The sequence below is a fragment of the Sphingomonas sp. G-3-2-10 genome (assembly GCF_012927115.1).
Lineage (GTDB): Bacteria > Pseudomonadota > Alphaproteobacteria > Sphingomonadales > Sphingomonadaceae > Sphingomonas.
Map to the genome: position 1 here is coordinate 2,843,107 of NZ_JABBFY010000001.1, position 24,316 is coordinate 2,867,422.

General features: G+C 66.0%; 20 protein-coding genes. 12 read left to right on the top strand and 8 right to left on the bottom strand.

Features of this window, described 5'->3' with window-relative positions; genetic code table 11:
- The first annotated feature begins 127 nt into the window (after positions 1-127).
- Both HHL13_RS14315 and HHL13_RS14320 read left to right on the top strand, forming a co-directional pair.
- Positions 128-880, top strand: a complete 753-nt coding sequence (locus HHL13_RS14315) for a tryptophan 2,3-dioxygenase (protein ID WP_169556301.1) — start codon at positions 128-130, stop codon at positions 878-880.
- On the top strand, positions 877-2,022 hold the full coding sequence (locus HHL13_RS14320; RefSeq protein WP_169556302.1) for a class V aminotransferase: 1,146 nt from the start codon (positions 877-879) through the stop codon (positions 2,020-2,022). The genes HHL13_RS14315 and HHL13_RS14320 overlap by 4 nt, the downstream gene beginning before the upstream one ends.
- A 58-nt stretch (positions 2,023-2,080) precedes the next feature.
- Here HHL13_RS14320 and HHL13_RS14325 read toward each other — a convergent pair whose 3' ends face one another.
- Positions 2,081-2,374, bottom strand: a complete 294-nt coding sequence (locus tag HHL13_RS14325) for a UrcA family protein (protein ID WP_169556303.1) — start codon at positions 2,372-2,374, stop codon at positions 2,081-2,083.
- A gap of 176 nt (positions 2,375-2,550) precedes the next feature.
- Here HHL13_RS14325 and HHL13_RS14330 point away from each other — a divergent pair, with 176 nt between their 5' ends.
- Positions 2,551-4,131, top strand: a complete 1,581-nt coding sequence (locus tag HHL13_RS14330) for a winged helix-turn-helix domain-containing protein (RefSeq protein WP_169556304.1) — start codon at positions 2,551-2,553, stop codon at positions 4,129-4,131.
- A gap of 40 nt (positions 4,132-4,171) precedes the next feature.
- Here the strand turns inward: HHL13_RS14330 and HHL13_RS14335 are convergent, their stop codons facing one another.
- Together HHL13_RS14335 and HHL13_RS14340 are read right to left on the bottom strand one after the other, a co-directional pair.
- On the bottom strand, positions 4,172-4,603 hold the full coding sequence (locus tag HHL13_RS14335) for a CoA-binding protein (RefSeq protein ID WP_169556305.1): 432 nt from the start codon (positions 4,601-4,603) through the stop codon (positions 4,172-4,174).
- Position 4,604: 1 nt separating this feature from the next.
- Positions 4,605-5,570 carry an Mrp/NBP35 family ATP-binding protein gene (locus HHL13_RS14340; protein ID WP_169556306.1) on the bottom strand — a complete coding sequence of 322 codons (966 nt, stop codon included), beginning with the start codon at positions 5,568-5,570 and terminating at the stop codon, positions 4,605-4,607.
- A gap of 71 nt (positions 5,571-5,641) precedes the next feature.
- On the opposite strand from HHL13_RS14340, the gene HHL13_RS14345 reads away from it, so the two are divergent.
- The 4 genes from HHL13_RS14345 (at position 5,642) to HHL13_RS14360 (ending at position 11,083) form a co-directional block, all read left to right on the top strand.
- Positions 5,642-6,793, top strand: coding sequence for a protease modulator HflK (locus tag HHL13_RS14345; RefSeq protein WP_169556307.1), 1,152 nt, complete (start codon positions 5,642-5,644; stop codon positions 6,791-6,793).
- On the top strand, positions 6,790-7,650 hold the full coding sequence (locus tag HHL13_RS14350) for a protease modulator HflC (RefSeq protein WP_169556308.1): 861 nt from the start codon (positions 6,790-6,792) through the stop codon (positions 7,648-7,650). Before HHL13_RS14345 ends, HHL13_RS14350 begins: the two co-directional genes overlap by 4 nt.
- Before the next feature lie 113 nt (positions 7,651-7,763).
- Positions 7,764-9,287 (top strand): Do family serine endopeptidase, encoded by a 1,524-nt coding sequence (locus tag HHL13_RS14355; protein WP_169556976.1) that lies wholly within the window; start codon positions 7,764-7,766, stop codon positions 9,285-9,287.
- Positions 9,288-9,421: 134 nt separating this feature from the next.
- A complete protein-coding gene (locus HHL13_RS14360; RefSeq protein WP_169556977.1) occupies positions 9,422-11,083 on the top strand; it encodes a helicase HerA-like domain-containing protein in 1,662 nt (553 codons plus the stop codon).
- Here HHL13_RS14360 and HHL13_RS14365 read toward each other — a convergent pair.
- A complete protein-coding gene (locus HHL13_RS14365; protein ID WP_169556309.1) occupies positions 11,080-11,988 on the bottom strand; it encodes an MBL fold metallo-hydrolase in 909 nt (302 codons plus the stop codon). The two genes, HHL13_RS14360 and HHL13_RS14365, sit on opposite strands and share 4 nt — an antisense overlap.
- Before the next feature lie 226 nt (positions 11,989-12,214).
- Here HHL13_RS14365 and HHL13_RS14370 point away from each other — a divergent pair, with 226 nt between their 5' ends.
- The gene (locus HHL13_RS14370) at positions 12,215-14,161 is read left to right on the top strand and encodes an oligopeptide transporter, OPT family (protein WP_169556310.1); all 1,947 of its coding nucleotides are present in this window, start codon (positions 12,215-12,217) and stop codon (positions 14,159-14,161) included.
- A 267-nt stretch (positions 14,162-14,428) separates the two neighbouring features.
- Here HHL13_RS14370 and HHL13_RS14375 read toward each other — a convergent pair whose 3' ends face one another.
- From HHL13_RS14375 to queF, 3 genes are all read right to left on the bottom strand, one after another.
- Positions 14,429-15,712 carry a glycoside hydrolase family 130 protein gene (locus HHL13_RS14375; RefSeq protein WP_169556311.1) on the bottom strand — a complete coding sequence of 428 codons (1,284 nt, stop codon included), beginning with the start codon at positions 15,710-15,712 and terminating at the stop codon, positions 14,429-14,431.
- 49 nt (positions 15,713-15,761) lie between these two features.
- Complete coding sequence (locus tag HHL13_RS14380) at positions 15,762-18,032, bottom strand: glycosyltransferase family 4 protein (RefSeq protein WP_169556312.1); 2,271 nt, start codon at positions 18,030-18,032, stop codon at positions 15,762-15,764.
- Positions 18,033-18,172: 140 nt separating this feature from the next.
- Complete coding sequence (queF, locus tag HHL13_RS14385) at positions 18,173-18,619, bottom strand: preQ(1) synthase (RefSeq protein WP_169556313.1); 447 nt, start codon at positions 18,617-18,619, stop codon at positions 18,173-18,175.
- Positions 18,620-18,672: 53 nt separating this feature from the next.
- Between queF and HHL13_RS14390 the strand changes: the two genes are divergently transcribed.
- The 3 genes from HHL13_RS14390 to HHL13_RS14400 are packed head-to-tail and all read left to right on the top strand — an operon-like array spanning position 18,673 to position 21,940.
- Positions 18,673-19,494 (top strand): sulfurtransferase, encoded by an 822-nt coding sequence (locus HHL13_RS14390; protein WP_169556314.1) that lies wholly within the window; start codon positions 18,673-18,675, stop codon positions 19,492-19,494.
- Complete coding sequence (metC, locus tag HHL13_RS14395) at positions 19,491-20,672, top strand: cystathionine beta-lyase (protein ID WP_169556315.1); 1,182 nt, start codon at positions 19,491-19,493, stop codon at positions 20,670-20,672. Before HHL13_RS14390 ends, metC begins: the two co-directional genes overlap by 4 nt.
- The gene (locus tag HHL13_RS14400) at positions 20,669-21,940 is read left to right on the top strand and encodes a mechanosensitive ion channel domain-containing protein (protein WP_346775562.1); all 1,272 of its coding nucleotides are present in this window, start codon (positions 20,669-20,671) and stop codon (positions 21,938-21,940) included. Before metC ends, HHL13_RS14400 begins: the two co-directional genes overlap by 4 nt.
- A 228-nt stretch (positions 21,941-22,168) precedes the next feature.
- On the opposite strand, the gene HHL13_RS14405 is transcribed toward HHL13_RS14400, so the two are convergent.
- Positions 22,169-23,074: a hypothetical protein gene (locus tag HHL13_RS14405; RefSeq protein ID WP_169556317.1), complete on the bottom strand. Its 906-nt coding sequence runs from the start codon at positions 23,072-23,074 to the stop codon at positions 22,169-22,171.
- A 97-nt stretch (positions 23,075-23,171) separates the two neighbouring features.
- On the opposite strand from HHL13_RS14405, the gene HHL13_RS14410 reads away from it, so the two are divergent.
- The gene (locus tag HHL13_RS14410) at positions 23,172-24,311 is read left to right on the top strand and encodes a GNAT family N-acetyltransferase (RefSeq protein ID WP_169556318.1); all 1,140 of its coding nucleotides are present in this window, start codon (positions 23,172-23,174) and stop codon (positions 24,309-24,311) included.
- The last annotated feature ends 5 nt before the right edge of the window (positions 24,312-24,316 follow it).

The window sequence follows — 24,316 nt, forward strand, 5'->3', positions numbered from 1 at the left end:
CCGGAGTTGTCCGATACTTCCCGGCGGACCTGCAGAATGCAACCCACGTACGGGGACTGACGCGCCGCGCGGGGCGGCGTATAGTCCGGGCATGACCGGAACTCGCGACACGCCACAAGAACCTCCCATGACCTACGGGCGCTATCTCGCGCTCGACCAGCTGCTCGCCGCCCAGCATCCGATCTCGGACCGGCACGACGAATTGCTGTTCATCATCATCCACCAGACCAAGGAGCTGTGGCTCAAACAGGCGATCTCGGAGATTCGCCTGGCAATGGGGCTGGTCCGCGAGGACAAGCCCGTCGAAGCCTATAAGGGTCTTGCCCGCGTCAGCCGCATTCAGGCGGTGATGACGCTGAGCTGGGACGTGCTCGCGACGATGACGCCGAGCGACTATACCAATTTCCGCGAAGTGCTCGGCCCCAGCTCGGGCTTCCAGTCGGACCAGTTCCGCGCGGTGGAAACCCTGCTCGGCATTCGCGGCGGCGGGGTGCCTGGGCCGCTGACCACCGAATATCTCGCGATCCCGAGCCTGTGGGACGAAGCCAATGCCGCGCTGTCCCGCGCCGGGTTCGACGTGCCGGCCGAAGCGCTCACGCGCGACTGGTCCGCACCCTATATCCCCGATCCAGCGGTCGAGGATGCCTGGGCGCAGGTCTATCGCGAGCCCAACAAATATTGGGAACTCTATCAGCTGGCGGAGAAGCTGGTCGATATCGACGACGCGCTCGCCACCTGGCGGCACAAGCATGTCCTCACCGTCAGCCGCGTGATCGGGATGAAGCCCGGCACCGGCGGCACCCCCGGCGTGCCCTATCTGGAATCGACTTTGGTCAAGCGCGCCTTCCCCGAACTCTGGACGCTGCGCACGCAGCTATGACCAGCTACAAACACCTGTTCCAGCGCGCCATCGCCGCCGCGCCGGACCGACTCCATGCCGCCGCACACAGCCATCACCTCTGGCCAGACGCGTCCTATGTCGGCCAGCTTGCCGCGTGGCAGGACGGCGTCCGCCTCGCCGACCGCAAATGGGAACGGGTGATGGGCGAAGTCTGGCCCGCCGCGCAGCGCCACGTCGCGCGCGAATTGAAGCTGCCCGATCCGGAGAACATCGTTTTCGCGGGCAACACCCACGACTTTCTGCTGCGCATTGTCTCTGCGATGGGCCGCAAGCCCGTCCGCATCCTGTCGACCGATGCCGAATTCCACAGCTTCCGCCGTCAGGCCGCGCGCTGGGTCGAAGGCGGGACGATCACGCTCGAGACCATCCCCAACGGCGACGAAGCCGCCTTGCTCGACCGCGCCGCATCGGGCGATCACGACCTGATCTTTACCAGCCAGGTCTTCTTCTCGAACGGCCGCCGCTCAGGGGTTATCGCGCAACTCGCTGCGCTCGCCCGCCCCGACGGGCCGTGGGTGGTGATCGACGGCTATCATGGCTTCATGGCGGTCGAGACCGACCTGTCTGCGATCGCGGACCGGGTCTTCTACCTCGCCGGCGGCTATAAATATGCGATGGCCGGCGAAGGCGTCGCGATCCTGCACGCCCCGCCCGGTTATGGCGCGCGGCCCGAGATCACCGGCTGGTACGCCGAGTTCGACGACCTGTCGCTCCCGCCCGGCAGCGTCGGCTACGCCCCCGACGCGCGGCGTTACATGGGCGCGACCTTCGACCCTTCGGGCCTGTACCGCTTCGTCGCGGTGCGCGACATGCTGGCGGGCGAAGGGCTGACCACCGCTGCGATCAACGATCACGTCGCCGGGCTGCGCACGAAGCTGCTGGAGGGCATCGCCGCGACGCCGCTGGCGCAAGCCGAACTGCTCAATCCGCCGGGTCCCGGTTCGCAGGGCCGCTTCCTCGCCTTCCGCTCGCCGCACGCAGCGCAATGGAAAGCGAAGCTCGAAGCCGAGGACGTCATCACCGACGTTCGCGGCGACGTGCTGCGGATCGGTCTCGGCCTCTATCACGACGATCGCGACATCGACCGGTTGCTCGGCGAACTGGAGTGGCTGGAGAAGTAAAAAGCAGCCGGGCGCCATGCGCGGCACCCGGCCGAGTGGGCCTCGTCGAACCCGGAATTCAGCGCGCGGCGAGCGTCGTCCCGCGAGCCAGCGCAGCGAGGCGCGGCTCCACCTGCCGGTCGACCGCGGCGCGGCACGCCTCGATCCGCGTTTCCTCGCCGTCACGCGCGCCGGCATAGGATCCGCACACGCTTTCCTTGGCGGCGGCCACGCGGCGGTTGAGCGTCAGCACGCCGGCGCGCTGCGACAGGTCGAGATCGTCCAGCCGCACGCTCGCGGTCTTCGGCACATCCTGCGCGGTTGCGGGGGTAGCGGCGATGCAAGCGGCCAGCGCGATCAGAATGCTCTTCATGTCTCGTCTCCTCGAAGCGGAAGCGAGGGGGACCGCTTCCTGCCCATCCAAAGTCGCACCGGGCAGTCCGCCGCGAGAGGATGAGGAGACGACAAAGACCTGATGAAACGCCGATGATTCGCCGATAAGAGGCGCAGGGACTTGGCTTGAGCGGGGAAGGCGACTCAATGCGCGCGATGGACCGCATCGACCTTGCGCACGAACCCGAGCTTCGCCTCGGCAGCCTGACGATTCGTCCGGCGCTGCGGCAGATCGCGCATGACGGCGGCGCGGAGGAAGTGGTCGAGCCGCGCGTGATGCAGGTGCTGGTCGCGCTGGCCCGCGAACCCGGCGCGATCCTCAGCCGCGACGACCTCACCACCAGTTGCTGGGAAGGCCGCGTCGTCGGCGAGGATGCGATCAACCGCGTCATCTCGCGCCTGCGCCGCGTGGCCGAGGGGATCGGCGAAGCTGCCTTCCGGATCGAGACGATCACCAAGGTCGGCTATCGCCTGATCCCCGGCGAAGGCATCGCCGCCCCTGCCTCCGGGCCTATTCCCGCGATCGACGCCGAACTCGCCGCCGCGCGTGACGAAGCCCGCAAGCTCCGCCTCGATCGCCGCGCGATGCTGATCGGCAGTGGTGCTGCAGTGGTCGCCGCCGGTGGCTGGTGGAGCTATCGCCGCTTTACCGCGCCCGCGGCCGAACCCGCCCCGCCCGCCGATGTGGCGCCCCTGATGTTCCAGGCGAGCCTCATGCTCCAGCAGGGCACGCCCGAGGGCGGCAGCCAGGCCGCCGGGCTGCTGCGCCGCGTGGTGGAGAAGCATCCCGAATATGCCGATGGCTGGGGCATGCTGGCGCTGACCTATATCGGCGGCTCCAACGCGCGCACGCCCGAGCAGTCGCGCACCCTGCGTGACCGGGCCGACGAAGCGATGCGCCGGGCCGAAGCGCTCGACCCCGGCAACATCTATGTGCGGATCGCGCGGCTGGGCCTGCGCCCGTACATCGGCAGCTGGCGCGCCGCCGAGCAGGTGCTGCGCCCCGCGCTTGTCAGCCATCCCGGCAACCCGTTGCTCACCGGCTCGCTGGCGGGCACCATGATGAGCGTCGGCCGTTGCCGCGATGCCGCCACCCTGCTCGACGGGCTGGCGGGCAAGGTGCCGCCCACGCCCGGCATCGCCTATACCTATGCCCAGACCTTGTGGGGGGCCGGCCGCCTCGACGACGCCGATCGCGCCATCGGTGAGGCGTATGCGCTGTTCCCCACCCATTTCGCGGTGTGGTTCACCCGCTTCTACTTCATGCTCTACACCGGCCGCGCCGAGCAATCGCTGGCGATGTACGAGAATGTCGACGGCCGGCCGGCAGCGATTTCCGACAGCAATTTCGCGATGATCGTCGCGGTGGCCCGCGCGATGCTGTCGCGCAAGGAAGCCGATATCGACGAAGCGATGCGGCTCAATCTCGCCGGCGCCCGGATCGCGTCAGGCTATGCCGAGAACACGATCCAGTTCGCTTCGGCGCTGGGCCGGCTCGATGCCGCGTTCGAGGTGGTGAACGCCTATTTCTTCGAGCGCGGTTTCAAGACATCCGACCAGCGCTTCCCCGAACAACGCACCTACAACTCGCGCATCAACCGGCGGACGCATTTCATCTTCCTGCCCTCGACCGCGGCAATGCGCGCCGATCCGCGCTTCGAAGCGCTGGTGGGCGAACTCGGTCTGACGAAATACTGGCGCGAAGCGGGCATCCTGCCGGATTATAAGCGCGCCTGAAATCCTCTCCCGCGAAGGCGGGAGAGGGAGAAGAAAAGGCCTAGTTCGCGACCCGCGCCACGCCCAGCCGGGGGATCTCGATCGCGGGACAGCGGTCCATCACCACCTTCAGCCCCGCCGCCTCGGCGCGCGCCGCAGCGTCCTCGTTGATCACGCCGAGCTGGAGCCACACCGATTTCGCGCCCGCCGCGATCGCTTCGTCCACGGCTTCGCCTGCGGCGATCGGACGGCGGAAGATATCGACCATGTCGATCGGCTCCCCGATCTGGCTCAGTTCGCGGAACACGAACTCGCCGTGGATATGCTCGCCGGTGATCTGCGGATTGACCGGGATCACCCGGTATCCGCGCCGCTGGAGAAAGGCCATCACGCCATAGCTGGGCCGGTCGGGCCGGTCCGATGCGCCGACCAGCGCGATCGTCCGCACCTCTTCAAGCAATTCCTTGATGTCTTCGTCGCGAGTCAGCGGCACCTCAGCCTCCGTTCTTCTCCAGCCAGGAGGAAACCTGCCCGGCAATCTCGACGAACGCCTGCGCTTCCGGCCCGTTCCCGGACGCTGGCGGCTCGCCGGCGTCCGAAGCCGTGCGGATCGCCAGTTCCAGCGGTACCCGGCCAAGGAAGGGAATGCCCAGCTCCGCAGCCGCTGCTTCCGCGCCGCCCCGACCGAACGGATCGGAGACTTCGCCGCAATGCGGGCAGGCATAGCCCGACATATTCTCGACCAGCCCGATGATCGGGATGTTCATCTTGCGGAACAGGTCGATCGCGCGCCGCGCATCCATCAACGCCAGATCCTGCGGGGTCGATACGATCACCGCGCCGGCCGGGCGATGCTTCTGCACCATCGTCAGCTGCACGTCGCCGGTGCCGGGCGGCAGATCGAGCACCAGCAGATCCTTGTCGCCCCATTCGGCGTCCACCAGCTGGCCGAGGGCGCTGCCCGCCATCGGCCCGCGCCACGCGATCGCCTGGCCAGGCTCGACCAGCCCGCCCATCGAAAGCACCGGCACGCCATGTCGCGATTCGACCGGGATCAGCTTTTCCTCGCGATGCTTCGGGCGCTGCCCCTCGACGTCGAGTAGCCGCGTCTGCGACGGGCCGTAGATATCGGCGTCGACCATGCCCACCTGCCGCCCGGCGCGGTGCAGCGCGATGGCGAGATTCGCCGAGACGGTCGATTTGCCCACGCCGCCCTTGCCGCTGGCCACGGCGATCAGCCGCCGGGTGCGGCGCTCGCTGGTCATCAGCACGCGCACTTCCGACACGCCGGGAAGCCCCGCGACGACGCGCTTCACATCGCCTTCCATCTCGTCGCGCGCCGCCGTGGAGAGGCCGGTCACGTCGAGCACCACGCTCGCGCGGCCATTCTCGAACCGCGCCGTCGCGCGGCCAGCGGTGAGGGGGGCAAGGGTGGCTTCGATCGTCGATTTGTCCGTCATCGCGCCGGACATAGGGACGGATTTCGCGTCCGCCACTGTAATTCTGCGGAGGCACCCCTATAAAGGACAGTATGGCGAAACGATTTGGCTGGCCCGCACTGGCCGGCATCTTCCGGAACGAGCCCCCGAAAAGCCCTTGGGGCAGCGGTGGCGGTGGCAATGACGACGGCAACGGAGGGGGTGGCAGCGGTCCGCGCAATCCCTGGTCCGTCCCGCCCGAGGGCAAGCGCGGCAGTGGCTCGCGCGGCAATGTCTCGTCGATCGAGGATCTGCTGAAGCGCGCCCGTCGCGGCGGCGGTGGCGGCGGCTTCAACGGCGGCGGCGCCGTGCCCGGCCTGCCGGCGGGCCCGCTCGTCTGGTATCTGGCCGCTGCGGCGGTGATCCTGATCTGGCTCGGCTTCACGGCATTCCATCCGATCAGCCCGCAGGAACGCGGCGTGGTCAGCACGCTCGGCCGCTACAGCGGCACGCTGGAGCCCGGTTACCGCTTCACCCTGCCCGCCCCCTTCACCCAGGTGACGGTGGTCGACGTGCGCAATATCCGGACCGAGAATTTCCCCGAATCGGGCGAAAATCTGATGATCACCGGCGATCAGAACATCGTCGATCTCGCCTATTCCGTGCGCTGGGACATCAGCAACGCCCCCGATTTCGTGTTCCAGTTCAAGGAACCGCAAAAGACCGTGCGCGCCACCGCTGAAACCGCGATGCGCGCCGTCGTCGCCACCACCACGCTCAACGACACGATCGGCAATGGCCGTGCGCGTATCGAAGCGCGGGTGCAGGCGATGATGCAGCAGATTCTCGACGAATATCATTCGGGCGTCCGCATTCAGGGCGTGGCGATCAAGAACGCCAGCGCGCCGTCCGCGGTCGATGAGGAATTCAAGCTTGTCAGCGCCGCGCAGCAGCAGGCGCAGGGCGCGAAGAACAATGCCAATGCCTATGCGCAGCAGGTGATCGCGCAGGCGCAGGGCGAAGCGACCGAGTTCGAGAAGATCTACGAACAGTATAAGCTCGCCCCCGAGGTCACTCGCCGCCGCCTCTATTACGAGACGATGGAACAGGTGCTGTCGAAGACCGACAAGACGATCGTCGAGACGCCGGGCACCAACACCTATCTCCCGCTGCCGGCGCTGTCGCCGCGCCGTCAGGAACCCGATCCGGTGCCGCGGACACAACCGCAACCGCAACCCCAGCCGCGTCAGGGAGGCGGACGATGAGCAATAGCTGGTATCGCAACCCGATCGCGCTGGGCGCGATCGCGATCGCCTTCCTCCTGCTGGTGTTCAGCTCATTCGTCGTGGTGGACGAAAAGAAGCAGGCAGTGATCCTCCGCTTCAACGCGCCTTACGGCCAGCCGATCAACGCATATCAGCGCAACCAGAGCTTCGGCCAGACCGGCGCGGGCGTGATCTTCCGCATCCCGTTCGTCGATCAGGTCGTGTGGGTCGACAAGCGCGTGCTCGACATCGAGCTTCAGAACCAGCCGGTGCTTTCCACCGATCAGCTGCGCCTTGAAGTCGATGCCTTTGCCCGCTTCCGCATCGTCGATCCGCTGCTGATGTGGCAGACGGCGAAGACCGAGAATGAAGTCATCGCCCGGCTCGAGCCGCTGTTCGGCTCGGCACTGCGCAATGAACTCGGCCGCGTGCCCTTCGCCACCCTGCTCAGCCCCGAGCGCGGCCAGGTGATGGAGAATATCCAGAACTCGCTGCAGAAGCTCGCCAGCCAGTACGGCGTCGAAATCGTCGACGTGCGGATCAAGCATGCCGATCTGCCGACCGGTTCGCCGCTGGAAAGCGCGTTCGAGCGGATGCGCACCGCGCGCCGTCAGGAAGCCGCCACGATCCAGGCCCAGGGCCGTCGCGACGCGCAGATCATCCGCGCGACCGCCGAGGCGGAACGCGCGCGTATCTATGCCGCCGCGTTCAACAAGGACCCGGAATTCTACGGCTTCTTCCGCGCGATGCAGTCGTACCGGACGACCTTCCTCACCGACCAGGAAGGCAAGGGGCAAACCTCGATCATCCTGTCGCCGCAGAACAGCTATCTCCGGGAGTTCATGGGGCAACGATGAGTCTGTCCGTTCGTTCATATTCAATCGCCGTTCACATTTGCGGCGCGAGACTCCCGGACGAACGCTGCACCTGACTTGCCTGTTTGGAGGCCCGATTGAAGAGGATTGCCCCCGTGCGTTACGCCTATGCCCTTGCCACCGCCGTGCTGCTCAGCGGCACGGCGGCAACGCTTGCCATCCACCAGCCCGCCGGCGCGCAGACCGCGCAGAACGAGCCCGGCGCGATCGAAGTCGCCTCGGCGCCCCGCCCCGGCGCGCCGATGAGCTTCGCCGACATGGTCGCCAAGCTCCAGCCCGCGGTGGTCAACATCTCGACCACCCAGCGCGTGCCGGTGAACACCAATCCCTTCGCCGGCACCCCGCTCGAGCGGATGGTCCCGCAACAGCCTCAGGCGCCGAACGGCCAGCAGGTCACCCGCCCCGCCGAGTCGCTCGGCTCGGGCTTCATCATCTCGGCCGACGGCTATATCGTCACCAACAACCATGTGATCTCGGCCGGCGCGCGCGGCGCGGTGGTCGAATCGATCAAGGTGACGCTGCCCGATAACCGCGAATACACCGCCACGCTGGTCGGCCGCGATCCCGGATCGGATCTCGCGGTGCTCAAGATCGACGGCAAGGACCTCCCCTTCGTCCGCTTCGGCGATTCGTCGAAGGCGCGCGTCGGCGACTGGGTGGTCGCGATCGGCAACCCGTTCGGTCTGGGCGGCTCGGTTACCGCCGGAATCATCTCGGCGGTCCATCGCGTCACCGGGCAGGGCGGCGCGAACGACCGCTTCATCCAGACCGACGCGTCGATCAACCGCGGCAATTCGGGCGGCCCGATGTTCGATCTCTCGGGCAATGTGATCGGCATCAATTCGCAGATCCTCTCGCCCACCGGCGGCAATGTCGGCATCGGCTTCGCCATTCCGGCCGAAGATGCGCGCCCGATCATCGACACGCTGATGAAGGGCGGCAGCGTCACCCGCGGCTATCTCGGCGTGGTGATGCAGGACGTGACCGACGACATCGCGACCGCGCTCGACGTGCCCAAGGGCCGCGGCACGCTGATCTCGCGCGTCGAGCCGGGCCAGGCCGCCGACAAGGCCGGCGTGAAGCAGGGCGACGTGATCGTGAAGGTCGGCGACAAGGACGTCACCCGCGACCAGACGCTCAGCTATCTGGTCGCCAATCTGAAGCCCGGTACCCGCGTGCCGATCGTCGTCGTTCGCGACGGCAAGAACGTCCCCCTGACCGTCACCGTCGGCACCCGCCCGACCGACGAGCAGCTCGCCGCGAACAATTTCGATCCCGAGGACAATAGTGGTGCTCCCAGTGCGGGTGCGGATAGCACCGCATCGGCATCGCTCGGTGTCAGCGTCATCCCGCTGACCCCCGGCATCGCGCAGGAGCTCCGCGTCGATCCGCGGACTCAGGGCGTGGTGATCGATCGGGTGGATCCGTCGAGCGACGCCGCGGCCAAGGGCCTGCAGCGCGGCGATGTGATCGTCTCGGTCAACCGCACGCCGGTCACCAACGGCAGCGACGTCGCCAAGATCGTCGCCGCCACCAGGAGTGCGGGGCGCAAGCAGGTCCTGATCTATGTCCAGCGCCGCAACTTCGGCCAGTTCGTCCCGCTCGATATCGCAGGCTGAACCGGGCGTCAGCGAAACAGGAAAGGCCGGGGCTCACGCTCCGGCCTTTTTGTTTGCCAAGACCCGCTGCCCGGCATCCCTTGCGAGCCGCATTGCTCTGGCGCATGGCTAGGGCTCCAATCGGGAGCATGGCGATGACGGACGGCACGGGGATCTTCATTGGTCAGGGCGGCGGAAAGCCGATCGATCTGGTCCTCAAGCGCGCCAACCGCCACGGCCTGATCGCGGGCGCCACCGGCACCGGCAAGACCGTCACGATTCAGGGCATCATCGAAAGCCTCTCGGCCGCCGGCGTCCCCACCTTCGTCGCCGATGTGAAGGGCGACCTGTCCGGCCTCGCTATGGCCGGATCGCCCACAGGCAAGACCCACGAGATATTCGCCGCCCGCGCCGCCGAGATCGGCTATGCCGACTGGGCCTATGGCGACAATCCCGCCCAGCTGTGGGACCTGTACGGCCAGCAGGGCCACCCGATCCGCACCACGATCAGCGAGATGGGGCCGCTGCTCCTCGCCCGGCTGATGGACCTGAACGACGTGCAGGAAGGCGTGCTGACCATCGCCTTCACCGTCGCCGACAAGGAAGGGCTGCTGATCCTCGATCTCGACGATCTCCAGTCGATGCTCGCACATTGCGCGGAACGGGCGGACGAGCTGACCACCACCTACGGCAACGTCTCGAAGCAATCGGTCGGCGCGATCCAGCGCTCGCTGCTTCAGCTCCGCTCGCAGGGCGCCGAGGCGTTCTTCGGCGAACCCGCACTGAGCATGAGCGACTTCCTCGCCACCGACGACAAGGGCCGCGGCGTGGTCAACATCCTCGCCGCCGACAAGCTGATGGCCTCGCCGCGCCTCTACGCCACCTTCCTGCTGTGGATGCTCAGCCAGCTGTTCGAATCGCTTCCCGAAGTCGGCGATCCCGAAAAACCGGTGCTCTGCTTCTTCTTCGACGAGGCGCACCTCCTGTTCAACGACGCACCCAAGGCGCTGCTGGAAAAGGTCGAGCAGGTCGTCCGCCTGATCCGCTCGAAGGGCGTCGGGGTCTATTTCATCACCCAGAACCCGATCGACATCCCCGACACCGTCGCGGGCCAGCTCGGCAACCGCGTGCAGCACGCGTTGCGCGCCTTCACCCCGCGCGATCAGGCCGCGGTGAAGGCCGCCGCCGAGACGTTCCGCGCCAATCCGGGCGTCGACGTTACCACCGCGATCACCGAACTGAAGGTCGGCGAAGCGCTCGTCTCGCTGCTCCAGCCCGACGGTGCGCCTTCGCCGGTCGAACGCACTCTGATCAAACCGCCCCGCTCGCGCGTCGGCCCGATCACGCCCGTCGAGCGCGGCGTTCTGGTCCAGACCGACGCCGTCGCCGACAAATACGACACGGCTGTAGACCGCGAATCCGCCGAGGAACTGCTCGCCGCCAAGGGTGCCGAAGCCAGCGCCGCCGCTGCCGAAGCCGCCGCGAAGACCGAAGCCGACAAGGCCGCCGCCGCGCAGCAGAAGGAAGACGCCCGGCTCGCCAAGGAAGCCGAACGCGCCCGCATCGCGCAACAGCGGGACGCGGACCGTCAGGCCCGGCTCGACGCCCAGGCCCAGCGCCAGGCCGAACGCGAAGCCGCCAACAATCCGTGGAACCGCGCCATCACCTCCGCCACCCGCAGCGCCTCCTCAGCCGCAGGCCGCGCGGTGGCGGGCGAAGTTTCCAAGGCGGTTTTCGGCAAGAAAAGCGGTGTCGGCGCAAGCCTGGTCGGGGGCTTGGTACGGGGAATTCTGGGCGGGCTGTTCAAGGGCCGCTAGCCGCACGATCCTGCGGCAGGAATTGCGGGGGCGCTGGCGCCTTCCCCCTTCAGGCTGTCATAAACCGCCCCGACAAACCCGTCCTCATTTCCGACCATCCCCGCGCGCCACGCAGCCGCGGGTTTCGCTGCCACGACCTGATCCCGCGTCTCTCCCTTCGCGATCTGCCGCCGCACCGCCGCCGTCACTTCGATCAGCATCACGCGATAGCGCTTCAACCCCGCCCGGTCGGACAGGGGGCCGTGCGCAGGCACGATCACCGTCCCCGCGTCCGCGATGCCCAGCGCCAGATCGACCGACCGGATCACCCCCTGCACGCTGCCGCCACTCGCACGATCGATGAACGGCCAGATGCCATTGAAATAGAGATCGCCCATATGGATCACATTCGCCCGGGCGAACCGGACGATCACATCGCCATCGGTATGCGCCGCCGGCGCGTGGGTCAGCGTCACGACCTCGTCCTCGACGAACAGGGTCAGTCCGGCGTCGAACAGCATGTCGGGCAGTGCGCCCGAAGCCGCTGCGGGGATGGTGCGGTTGTATGCCGGCATGAACTGGTCGGTGCTGCGCCGGATGCAGACGTTGCGGTGCGCGATCACCGTCGCCCCGGCCTTGCGGAAAGCCTCGTTCCCGCCGCTGTGATCCATATGCCAATGGGTATTGATCACGCTGCGCACCGGCAGGTCGAACGCCGCTCGCGCCGCCGCGACGATCTCGGGCACGTCGGCCGGCCGTTGGTCATCGACGATCAGCACGCCGTCCTTCGTGCGCATCATCACCACATTGCCGCTGGTTCCGGTCAGGATCCGGAGATCGCGCGTCACCGGCGTCACCGTCTGGGCATGCGCGCCCGACGCCATGATCGCCAGCCCCGCAGTCCATGCCGCAAACCCGATCCGCATCGCCCGAGCCCCTCAAGAAAATACTGTCCTCCACGGACTTCCGCTGTCACGATGCGGCGATGCGCGCACTCTCGCAACCTCGGTTTCCCGAACGGAATCTGTCCGGGACGGGTAAATTTGCCGCTGGAACGCGCCGGGATTTCGAGCAGAGTCTGCCGGACTTTCGCGACACTGGCTTTCCCGATCCCATGACCGTCCGTCCCGAACGCTCCGGAGCAGCCCGATAATGGCCACCGCACCCACTCGCCCGATCGCCGAATTCACGTTCCGCGCCATCCTGCTCGGGGGGCTCATCACGATCCTGTTCACGGCGGCGAACGTCTATCTCGGGCTCAAGATCGGCCTGACCTTCGCGACGTCGATCCCGGCGGCGGTGATCTCGATGGCGATCCTGCGCTTCCTGCCCAATAGCTCGATCCTCGAGAACAATATCGTCCAGACGGTCGCCAGCGCGGCGGGCACGCTGGCAGCGATCATCTTCGTGCTGCCGGGCCTCGTCATGATCGGCTGGTGGAGCGGCTTCCCCTATGTGACCACCGCCGCGATCACCATGACCGGCGGCATCCTGGGCGTTATGTTCTCGGTTCCGCTGCGCCGGGCGCTGATCGTCGATTCGCCCGAACTCCCCTATCCCGAAGGCCGCGCCGCCGCCGAAGTGCTCAAGGTGGGCGCGGGCAGCCGCGAAGGCGCGGAGGAGAGCAGCAAGGGCCTGACCCTGATCGTGGTCAGCTCGATCGTCGCCGCGGGCTTCGCACTCATCACGCGGATGCGCCTCGCGGTCGAGGAAGCGGCGACCTTCTTCAAGGTCGGCTCGGGCGCGACCGGCGTCATCGGCGGCCTCTCGTTCGCCCTGATCGGCGCGGGGCATCTGATCGGGCTCACTGTGGGCTTCGCGATGATCGTCGGCATCGCGCTTGGCTGGTGGGTCGCGCTCCCGATCCTCAGCGCGGGCGTCCCCGGCGCGGCGGAGGAAGTCGCCAGCACCATCTTCCGCAGCGAAGTCCGCTTCCTCGGCGCGGGCACGATCGGCATTGCGGCGATCTGGACCCTGCTCAAGATCGCCGGTCCCGTCGTCGGCGGCATCCGCTCGTCGCTCGCAGCATCGAAGGCGGCGCGAGGCGGCGAAGGCATCGCACTCACCGAACGCGACATTTCCGCCCGCACCGTCGGCCTCGTCTCGCTCGCGGTGATGGTGCCGATCGCCTGGCTGTTGTGGGATGTGATCGCGGGCGGTCCGCTCGCCGCTTCGGCCATCCCGCTGATCGCCGGTTCGCTGTTGTTCGTGCTGGTCATCGGCCTCGTGATCGCGGCGGTGTGCGGTTACATGGCAGGCCTTGTCGGCGCGTCGAACAGTCCGGTCTCGGGCGTCGGCATCCTCGCCATCCTCGCTTCGTCGCTGCTGCTCGTCGCGATGTTCGGCCGCGATGTCGATCCGGGCACCACTCAGGCGCTGATCGCCTATGCGCTGATCGTCACCGGCGTCGTCTTCGGCGTCGCGACCATCTCGAACGACAATCTTCAGGATCTCAAGACCGGCCAGCTCGTCGGCGCGACGCCGTGGAAGCAGCAGCTCGCGCTCGTCTTCGGCGTGATCTTCGGCAGCCTTGTCATCCCGCCGGTGCTCAGCGTCCTCCATGCGTCGTTCGGCTTCGCGGGCATGCCCGGCGCCGGCGACAGCGCGTTGGCCGCGCCGCAAGCCGCGCTGATCTCGTCGCTCGCCAAGGGCGTGCTCGGCGGCGATCTCGACTGGAACCTGATCGGCGTAGGCGCACTGATCGGCCTGGGCATCATCGTGATCGACGAAGTGCTGGCGCGCGTCAGCAAGCATCGCCTGCCCCCGCTCGCCGTGGGTCTGGGCATCTATCTGCCGATGGCAGTGACGCTCACCGTCGCGGTCGGCGCGGTGTTGGGCTATTTCTACGATCGCGCCGCCGACAAGGCCCGCGACCCGGAGTTCGCCAAGCGGATGGGCGTGCTGATGGCCACCGGCATGATCGTCGGCGACAGCCTGTTCGGGGTTCTTTACGCCGGCATCGTCTATGAAACCGGCACCGATGCGCCGCTGGCGCTCGCCGGTCCGGACTTCGCGACCTATGCGCTGGTCGGCGGCACTTTGGTCTTCCTCGCGCTCACCGCCTTCCTCTACGCCTATACGAAGAAGAAGGCGCGCTAGGGCGAGAACTCGCACGGCGCTGGAATATCGCCGTCCTCCGGGTTCGACCTTGGGCGAAGCTTGCAATGTTGGATTTCGCCTGCTCCGCTCGCAGGGGCCGGGGCAAGCCTCGCCGCTCTTTGAATTCGTCCGAATCGCGTTTTTGCCGGAAGCCGGTTTTTCGCAATATTGGTGTCAACCGTGTCAACCGGCGCCCGTCTCACGCGGCAATATTACAGGTCCGGGCTCCTGATTTTGCGGGCGCGGAATTCGCTCTCGCCTGCTGCGCTAACGCATCTGATCGAGCAGCGACTTGATCGGCACGAAGGCGAAGGCGACCGAACTGTCCGCGACGCCATAGGGGATGAACAATTTGTCCCCGTGCCGGATCGCGCCGCAGGTATAGACCACGTTGGGCACATAGCCTTCGCGGTCCTGATCGGCGGCGGCGAGGATCGGATCCTTGGTCCGCCCGATCACCTTCGAGGGATCGTCCAGGTCGAGCAACGCCGCGCCGATCGAGTATTTGCGCATCGCGCCGACGCCGTGGGTCAGCACCAGCCAGCCCGCTTCGGTCTCGATCGGCGGGCCGCAATTGCCCATCTGCACCAGCTCCCACGGATAGTGCGGGGTCAGCAATTTCTCGCCGCCCTCCCAATGGGTGATGGTGTCGGAGGAATGGAGAAAGATGTTCTCGCCATCCTGCCGGCCGAGCATCATGTACTTGCCGCCCACCTTGCGCGGGAACAGCGCCATGCCCTTGTTCCGCGCCGCGCTGCCGGTCATCGGCACCAGCTGGAATTCGCGCCAGTCGCGAGTCATCAGCAGCTCGGACTGGATCTGCGATCCGTTATAGGCGGTGTAGGTGCCGATCCATTCCTCGCTCCCGTCGTCGTGATGGAAGTGACAGATGCGCAGATCCTCCAGCCCGTTGGACTGGGCGCGGGTGATCGGGAAGATGACCGTGCCCGAAAGCGTGGAGTCGCGGTGGCGATAGACCGTCACCGGTCCCTCGGGGATATGATCTTCGTCCTCGTGCGAATCCGCGGCCGTCGCGAAGGGCGGTTCGGGCGCCAGCGTCAGCTGGTTCTTGGACGTGATGATTCCCTCGCGGAACGCCACCGACGAGATATGGCCCTCGCCCACCGCGCGCAGACTCATCAGGATGCGCAGCGATCCCTTGGGCATGCCCGACTGATCGTAATGCGGCACCGCGCTGGGGTTCATCAGCGCAGCGGCGGCATAGCTGTATTCGTGGCAGAAATAGGCGCCGATCAGCTGCCGCTTCTCGTCGCCGATCTGGCTGCCGTCGAGACCAAGCATCCCCTCGATCTCGTCATAGCGGGTCATGAACACGCGCCGCGTCTGCCAGTGACGCGCTTCGAAATCCTTGAGCACGATTTCGAGCTGCTGGCGCGCCTCGCCGGGCGACATGTCGAGCACTTCGCGCACCAGCCGCTCGCTGCGGCTCGGCCCCGTGCCATCGGACTGCCAGGCGATATGAAAGGGCCGGACCACCACGCGCGAAGGATCGGCCTTCAGCCGCAGCGCGTGGTTGAACAGTTCCAGCATTCATACCCTCCGGATTTTGGCCGCCCCCGCGAACCGGCTTTATGGGAGGTCAGGCGACGACGCGTTCCGGTCCTGCCACGATCGTCCGGACCTTTGAAAGCCTCGAAATCGCACAGCTGGCCAGTTGCAGTGCCAAAATCGACTCCGCGCCCTGATTGCGATTCAGGCCCGTCGGCATCAGACCGTCGAAACAGCCGCCGTCCTGCACCGTCGCCAGCGGCAGATCGAGGTCGTTCGATCCGAGGTACCAGCGATAGGCACGCATTGCTTCCTCGCTCCAGCGCGGCTCGCCGGTTGCGTCGAGCGCGGCGACGCACGCATCGATCGTGGCCTGCGCCTCCAGCGGCTGCTGGTCGAATTGCATCGGCTCCTGATAGGCGCGGCCGAAGCTCTCGGTGCCCACGGCGCGGAAGCGTCCGTCCGGCGAGGTCTGGCGCGAGACGATCCATTCGAGCGTTTCCAGCCCGACACTGACGAACTCGCTACGCCCCAGCACCTTGCCCGCGCGCAGCAGCGCCTCGGGCAGCCGGGCGTTATCGTAGGCCAGAACGATCTCGAACCATTGCCATTCGGGCCGCCGCGCGGCGTCGAGCAGCGCGATCAGTTCCTCGCCGAAGCGCGTCAGTATCTGCTTCGACAGCGAATGGCCCGGATGCGCCTCGAGCATCGCCGACGCGCCGAGCATGGCGAAGGCGTGGGCGCGCGGGCTGCCCAGCTCGAGCGCGATCGACGCGGTCATGTCGAACATCGCCGACGCCCAGTCGCGATGCTTCAGCGCCTTCGCATCGCGCGCGGTCACGCCCAGCGCCCAGATCGCCCGGCCGTTCGAATCCTCCGAACCGGCGTCCTCGCACCAGCTGCGATCGAAATTCATGAAGTTGCGGAACCGGCGTGCATCGGGATTCCAGGCGTGCTGGACGAAGCTGGAATAGACCGTCGTCCATTTGTCGCGCAGCCCGGCATCGATTTCGGCCAGCTGGCTCATCAGGATCAGCGCCCGCGCATTGTCGTCGATGCAATAGCCGTGGCGGCGATCGGGGATCGAATAGATCGAATGCTGGAGCATGCCCGTCGCATCGCTCATCCGCTCGACTGCTGCGATGTCGGGCGTCAGCGCCGGCAACTCAGCCGCCGGCTTCGCGATGCGCCGGGGCTTTTTTCCCAGCAGGCCCTCGATTCCCGCCACCGCCTGTTCGGCCAGCCGCGGCCACAACATCGTCCGCCCGCGTGCATAGGCCCGTGCCGACAGCTCCGCCCGCGCGTTGCCGTCGCTCAGCAGGCGCCCGATCTCGCGCGCAAAGCCCGCGCTGTCCTCGAAGCCGACCAGCACGCCATGCCCGTCCGCCAGGATCTCGGTCGCATGGACATAGGGCGTGGAAACCACCGCCTTGCCCACGCCGACGGCGTAGGACAGCGTGCCCGAAGTGATCTGCGCGGGGTTGGTGTAAGGCGTTGCATAAATGTCCGCCCCCTGCAGATAGTCGATCAGCTCGTCCTGCTCGACGAATGCGTCGATGAACTGGACATGGTCCGCTACGCCGCGTTCGGCAGCCAGCGCAGTCAGCCGCTCGCGATAGACCTCGCCTTCATGCGCGACGAGATTGGGGTGCGTCGCCCCCAGCACGACGTAGAGCGCCCGGGGGTGCTGCGCGACGATCGCGGGCATCGCCTCGATCATCGATTCGATGCCCTTGTTCGGCGCCAGCAGACCGAAGGTCAGGATGACTTCGCGCCCTTCCCAGCCAAAGGCCGGCTTGAACGACGCGGGGTCGGCCAGCACGCGATCGGGCACACCGTGCGGCACCGTCTCGATCTTGCGGCTATCCACGCCGTGGACGCGCGTCAGGATGTCGCGGCCCTTTTCGGCCATCACGATCAGCTTCGAGGCGCGGCGCAACAGTGCTTCCATCACGCGCCGCTCGTCCGCGCTCGGTCGCTCCAGCACGGTATGCAGCGTCGCGATGACGGGGATTGAGACGCGATCGAGCAGCGCGATCAGCAGCTCGCCCGCCGGCCCGCCATAGATGCCATATTCGTGCTGGACCCACAGCGCCTGCGCACCGCTCGCTTCGATCCGGCGCGCGGTGTCGAGATAGGCGCCCCGGTCGTTCTGCGCGATCGCTCCGGTCACTTCGGGGGGATAGGCATAGCGCCCCGGATGATCGTCCATCGCATAGACGTCGACGGTCAGGTCCGGGAAACGCCCCTTGAGCGCGTTGTAGGTGTCGGTGGTGTAGGTTGCGATGCCGCATTTGCGCGGCAGGAAGTTGCCGATCAGGGCCAGGTGCCGGAGTTCCGGAGCGTTGATAGGCTGCGCCATCCCTGTCCTTCCGCTAACTATCGTTAAAGCGAGGCTTTTCAGCCTGCCTTTCAGCCCCTCCCAACTCCCGGCTTTCAATTAGGTTGCGTATTTGTTGCAACGCAGCATCGCACATGCGTCAGACGCTGTAAATGAGTCGATCAGCCGCGCCCGCGATAGCCCGGAACACCCTGATCCGGCACCCACAAGCCCGCCGGCGGCTCGCCCGACTGCCAGAACACGTCGATCGGAATCCCGCCGCGCGGATACCAGTATCCGCCGATCCGCAGCCATTCGGGCTTCATCTCGTCGAACAGCCGCTGGCCGATGCCGACGGTGCAATCCTCATGGAAAGCGCCATGATTGCGGAACGACCCGAGGAACAGCTTGAGCGACTTGGATTCGACGATTGTCTCGCCAGGCACATAGTCGATCACCAGATGCGCGAAATCGGGCTGGCCGGTGATCGGGCAGAGCGAGGTGAACTCCGGCGCGGCAAAGCGCACCAGATAGCGCGTGCCCGCGCGCGGATTGGGAACATAATCGAGCACTGCCGCTTCAGGAGAAGCCGGGAGCTCTGATTGCTTGCCGAGATGTTTTGCGTCCATCGCCGCCATGTAAGCGTTTGATGCGCGCTTTGCATCCTTCTAGGGATCGCAGGATGGACGCGCTGGTAAGCACCGAATGGCTGGCTTCCGAAATGGAGGCCCGCGACCTCAGGATCGCCGATGCGAGCTGGTTCCTGCCCGAGCATGGCCGCGACGCGAAGGCCGAGTATCTGGCGGGCCATATCCCCGGCGCGGCGTTCATGGATCTCGGCGCCTTTGCCGACAAGAACAGTCCCCTGCCTTCCACCATGCCCCCGCCCGAGCAGTTGGCCAGCCGGATGTCGGCGCTGGGGCTGGGCGATGGCTGCCGCATCGTCCTTTATGATGACAGCCCGCTGCACACCGCCGCGCGCGCATGGTTCATGCTGACCGCGTTCGGCACGCCCGATGTCGCGATACTCGATGGCGGGCTGGCCAAATGGAAGGCGGAGGGCCGTCCGGTCGAACATGGCGAGGCCAATACCAAGCTGCGTCACTTCACCCCACGCCACCCGGCGCAGGGCGTGCGATCGCTCGCGGAGATGAAGGCGACGACCGACCAGATCGTCGACGCCCGCTCGCCCGCACGCTTCGCCGGACAGGAACCCGAACCGCGCCCCGGCGTGGTCCCCGGCCATATCCCGGGCTCGCGCAACCTGCCCTATCGCGACTTCTTTCACGAAGACGGCACATGGAAGCGCGACTCGGCCCTGCGCGCCGTGTTCGAAAGCGAGGGGATCGAAATCGAGCGTCCGGTCACCGCGACCTGCGGATCGGGAATCACCGCCGCCGTGGTGGTCTTCGCCGCGCATCTGCTGGGCCACACCGCCAGCCTGTACGACGGCAGCTGGGCCGAATGGGGCGGCGATCCCGAGACACCGAAAGCGACTGCATGACCGACAAGAAGGACGCCACCCGCATCGTCACCGCCGGGCGGCGCGAGGAATGGACGCAAGGCATCGTCAGCCCGCCAGTGTGGCGCGCATCGACCATCCTCTACGATTCGGTCGCCCATCTGCGCGAGTCCGGCGGCAAGGACACGCATCACCGCCTGTTCTACGGCCGGCGCGGCACGCCGACCCAATGGTCGCTGGCCGATGCGCTGACCGAGCTGGAGCCCGGCGCGGAAGCGACCCTGCTCTACCCGTCGGGCGTGGCGGCGGTGTCGAGCGCGCTGCTGGCGGTGCTGTCGCCCGGCGATCACCTGCTGGTGCCCGACAGCGCCTATGATCCCACGCGCAATTTCGCCAACGGGATGCTGCGGCGGATGGGCATCGCCACCACCTGTTACGATCCGCTGATCGGCACGGGCATCGCCGATCTCTGCACCGAGAAGACCAAGGCGATCTTCATGGAGAGCCCCGGCAGCCTGACCTTCGAGGTGCAGGACCTGCCCGCGATCATTGCCGTTGCCAAGGCGCGGGGGATCGTCACCCTGCTCGACAATACTTGGGCCACGCCGCTGCTGCTGCCCGCGATTGCGATGGGCATCGACTATTCGATCCTCGCCGGGACCAAATATATCGGCGGCCATTCCGACATCATGCTCGGCTCGGTCACCGCCGCGCAAGGGCATTATGCGAAGCTGCGCGACGCGACCTATCAGCTCGGCCAGACCGCCAGCCCGGATGATGCCTGGCTCGGCTCTCGGGGTCTGCGCACGATGGCGGTCCGCATGAAGCATCACGGCGAAGCCGCGCTGAAGATCGCGCACTGGCTGCGGACCCGGCCCGAAGTGGCGCGGGTGCTCCATCCGGCGCTACCCGAATGTCCGGGGCACGAGCTGTTCGTGCGCGACTTCAGGGGTTCCGCCGGGCTCTTCTCCTTCGTGTTCGACGGCGGGGACGAAGCCGCCCGCGCCGCGTTCATCGACGGGCTGGAGCATTTCGGGATCGGCTATAGCTGGGGCGGGTTCGAGAGCCTGGCGATCCCGGTCGATCCCGAGCGGTTCCGCACCGCGACCAGATGGCACGCCGAGGGGCCGGTCGTCCGCCTTCAGATCGGCCTCGAGGATCCGGACGATCTGATCGCCGATCTCGAAGCGGGTCTCGCCCGGTTCGGAGCCGCGCGGTGAGCGGGCCTGGTCAGTGGCTTGCGGCGCAGGGCCTGACCCTGCCGGGCAATGCCGAACTGGCCGAAGCAGGCATCGCGCTGGGGCTTGCCCTGCTCGCGCTGGCGGCGGGCTGGTATGCCGGGCGAACGCTGGGCAACTGGCTGGCACGCTTCTGGTCCGAGCATATCGGCGCGGACCCGGAGGGGCTTGCGCCGCGCATGTCGGCCATTTCGCGACACGGCGGCGCGGCGATCCTGCTGGCGATCATCGCCGTTTCATGGCCGTGGAAGCCGATCGCCGCGCTGGGGCTGGGCTTTGCCGAAGGCGCGGCAGTGGCGATGCTGGTGGTGGCGATCCTTCGCGGGCTTCATCTGCCGCGCTGGGCGGCATGGACGATGGCCGCGATCGCCTTCACCGCGATCCTGAGCCGCGCGGTGGGCGGGCTGGCGCGGATCAATGCGATCCTCGACAGCGTGGGCATCGACGTGGGTTCGATGCGGTTCAGCCTGCTTTCAGTGCTGACCGTGGTCGTCACCTTCGTGCTGCTGTTTGCGGCGGTGCGGCTGGTCAACCGCGTCGTCGGTCTGTCGATCGGCCGCTCGCGCGGGTTCGATCCGACCCAGAAGCTGCTCGCCCAGAAGCTCGCCGCGATCGCGGTCGTCATCCTCGCCTTCTTCGTCGGGATCGACGTGCTGGGGATCGACCTGACCGCCTTCGCCGTGTTCAGCGGCGCGTTCGGCCTGGCCATCGGTTTCGGCCTGCAAAAGACCATCGGCAATCTGATCGCGGGGATCATCCTGCTGATGGACCGCTCCATAAAGCCGGGCGACGTGATCGTGGTGGGCGAGAGCTTCGGCTGGGTGAACAAGATCGGCGTGCGCGCGGTCAGCGTGATCACCCGCGACGGCAAGGAGCATTTGATTCCCAACGAGAATCTGATGACGCAGGAAGTGGAGAACTGGTCGTACACCGACCGCAACGTCCGCGTCCGCATTCCGGTGCGCGTTGCCTATGACTGCGACCTCAAGCTGGCGCAGGAACTGATGATGCGCGCCGCGGTGGAAAGCCCGCGCGTGCTGACCAATCCCAAACCCAATGTCTGGCTGACCGCGTTCGGCGAATATGGCGTGGAGCACGATATCCTCGCCTGGATCAGCGATCCCGAAAGCGGGGTGGGCAATGTGAAGAGCGATGTGCTCAACCGGCTGTGGCTGCTGTTCAAGGAGGAGGGAATCGAGATCCCGTACCCGCAGACGGTAGTGACGATGAAGGCGACGGAGAGCCGGTAAACGCCCGAACTTTACACTAACTTTACACCATCGCGCATGTTCGGCGGGGAGAGGCTCGATTTGGGCTAATGTGCCACTTGGTGTGTCAGTTCACGGCCCTGTCTGGCGGGATGGAGCGGAAGGATCGACGGGTTCAAAGAGCAGCTGAAGCCTGCCGATTGAAGCGGGTGGAATCCAACATTTCAAGCGCGTAAGCTTCGCTCGCTACACCATGCTGGTCCTCATTCATTAATCGCGTGGAGTTGAGCCGCTACGTTTGGATACTTTTGGATAGAAAAAGCCCGATCCAAACCTTTCGCCCGTGAGGCTGTTAGAATTACCCACCACCACGGAATAAATCGGCATTCCCGAACCAGAGACGTCGGGATGCACATCTCTAAGATTTGCAAAAAGTTGTATATCAACACCGACGAGTGACTCGCCATCTGGCGAATCTTTTTGCCATATCAAAAGCGCATGAATGATGGTGTCTGATATAGCGAAATTTAGTGCAGGAGCTATTTCCGGGTACCCTCCGACGTACCAAAATATACGTTCACCTTCCTTCAATATCATCGGGGTGAGAAGATGATCAAATCCATCAATTCCGAGAGATAACACCGCATATCCATGCGCAATTTTAGCCAACATTCTGCAGAATTTTGATGGATTAATTTGGCCTTTTCTTATAACAAAATCGACACCCATGTCCTTAGCCGAGAGACCTTTGGTAGCCGCGAAATCACAGTGCATTATAAATTCTTCGGGCTCCGAACGGCGATCAAATATGTTGGGGCGTTCAAGCCGAATAATCGGCACAAATGCCCGATAATCCTGCCTGTCGATCGGAATTTCACCGCTGGTGCGACCCGATATGACATTTACGTCAACTGTCGCAGCCCGCTTGGTGCGACGGCGCGACGGAAAATCCGCCTGAAAACGCCAATCTCCGAAAATTTGACCAGCGACATGCCCTTCGAAAGCATGTGTCGCCTTGGTACAAATGTCGCAACTAGCCGCCAGAAGCTCGAGAGTGCCGTCCAAGGAATATGGAATGATGTGTTCAATGTTCAGCGTAACGTTGTCACTTCGACAGTAGATGCATTGCCCAACTGGGCCAAAGCGGCCGCTTACAGGTTCCTCGGGAGCGCTCATATTCTCTCCGTGCAAAGGTTGAATTGCTGCGTTGCGTAGGCGGGGTAGGATATCCACGCACCATTGCCCACGCCGACCGGTTGACTACATTCCGCCCGTGACCTCCCCGCCCGTAACCGCCCGCATCGCTCCCGGTGTCGCCTCGATTGCCGCGAGCGACTGGGATGCGTGCGCGGGCGAGGGAAATCCGTTCGTCGGCCATGCCTTTCTCTCGGCGCTCGAACGCTCCGGATCGGTTACCGCCCAAACCGGGTGGCAGCCGCTGCCGATCGTGATCGACGGCGCGGACGGGCGGCCCGCCGCCATCGCCCCGGCCTATGGCAAGAGCCACAGCCAGGGCGAATATGTGTTCGATCATGGCTGGGCCGATGCGTGGGAGCGGGCGGGCGGGCGCTATTATCCCAAGCTGCAGGTCGCGGTGCCGTTCACGCCGGTGCCCGGACCGCGATTGCTGACCCGCGATCCCGCGCTCGCCCCCGCGCTGATCGCTGCGATCGAAGCTGTGACCGACCAGAACCGGCTGTCCTCCGCGCATGTCACCTTTCTCGACGAAGCCGAGCTGCCCGCGTTCGAGGCGGCCGGATGGCTGATCCGCGAGGGGCTGCAATTCCACTGGCAGAATGCGGGCTATGCCAGCTTCGACGATTTCCTCGCCGCGCTTTCCAGCCGCAAGCGCAAGGCGATCCGCAAGGAGCGCGCCGCCGCGCTGGAGGGGCTGACGGTCCGCCATCTGACCGGCAGCGAAATCGGCGAAGCGCATTGGGACGCCTTCTGGGCATTTTATCAGGACACCGGCAGCCGCAAATGGGGCCGGCCCTATCTGACCCGCGACTTCTTCTCGATGCTGGGCGAGAGCATGGGCGACAAGGTGCTGCTGATGCTGGCCGAGCGCGGCGGACAGCCCATTGCGGGGGCGCTCAACCTGATCGGCGCGGACACGCTGTACGGGCGCTATTGGGGCGCGGTGGAGGAAGTGCCGTTCCTCCATTTCGAGCTTTGCTATTATCAGGCGATCGATGCTGCAATCGCGCGCGGGCTGGCCCGGGTCGAGGCCGGGGCGCAGGGCGAGCACAAGCTGGCGCGCGGCTATGCGCCGGTCACGACCTGGTCCGCGCATTATCTGCCCGATGCGGGATTCCGCCGCGCGGTGAGCGAATTTCTGGAGCGCGAGCGCGACGCGGTGCGCCAAGAGCAGGAATTTTTCGGGGAAATGATGCCGTTCCGGCGGGACGGGTGAGGCTG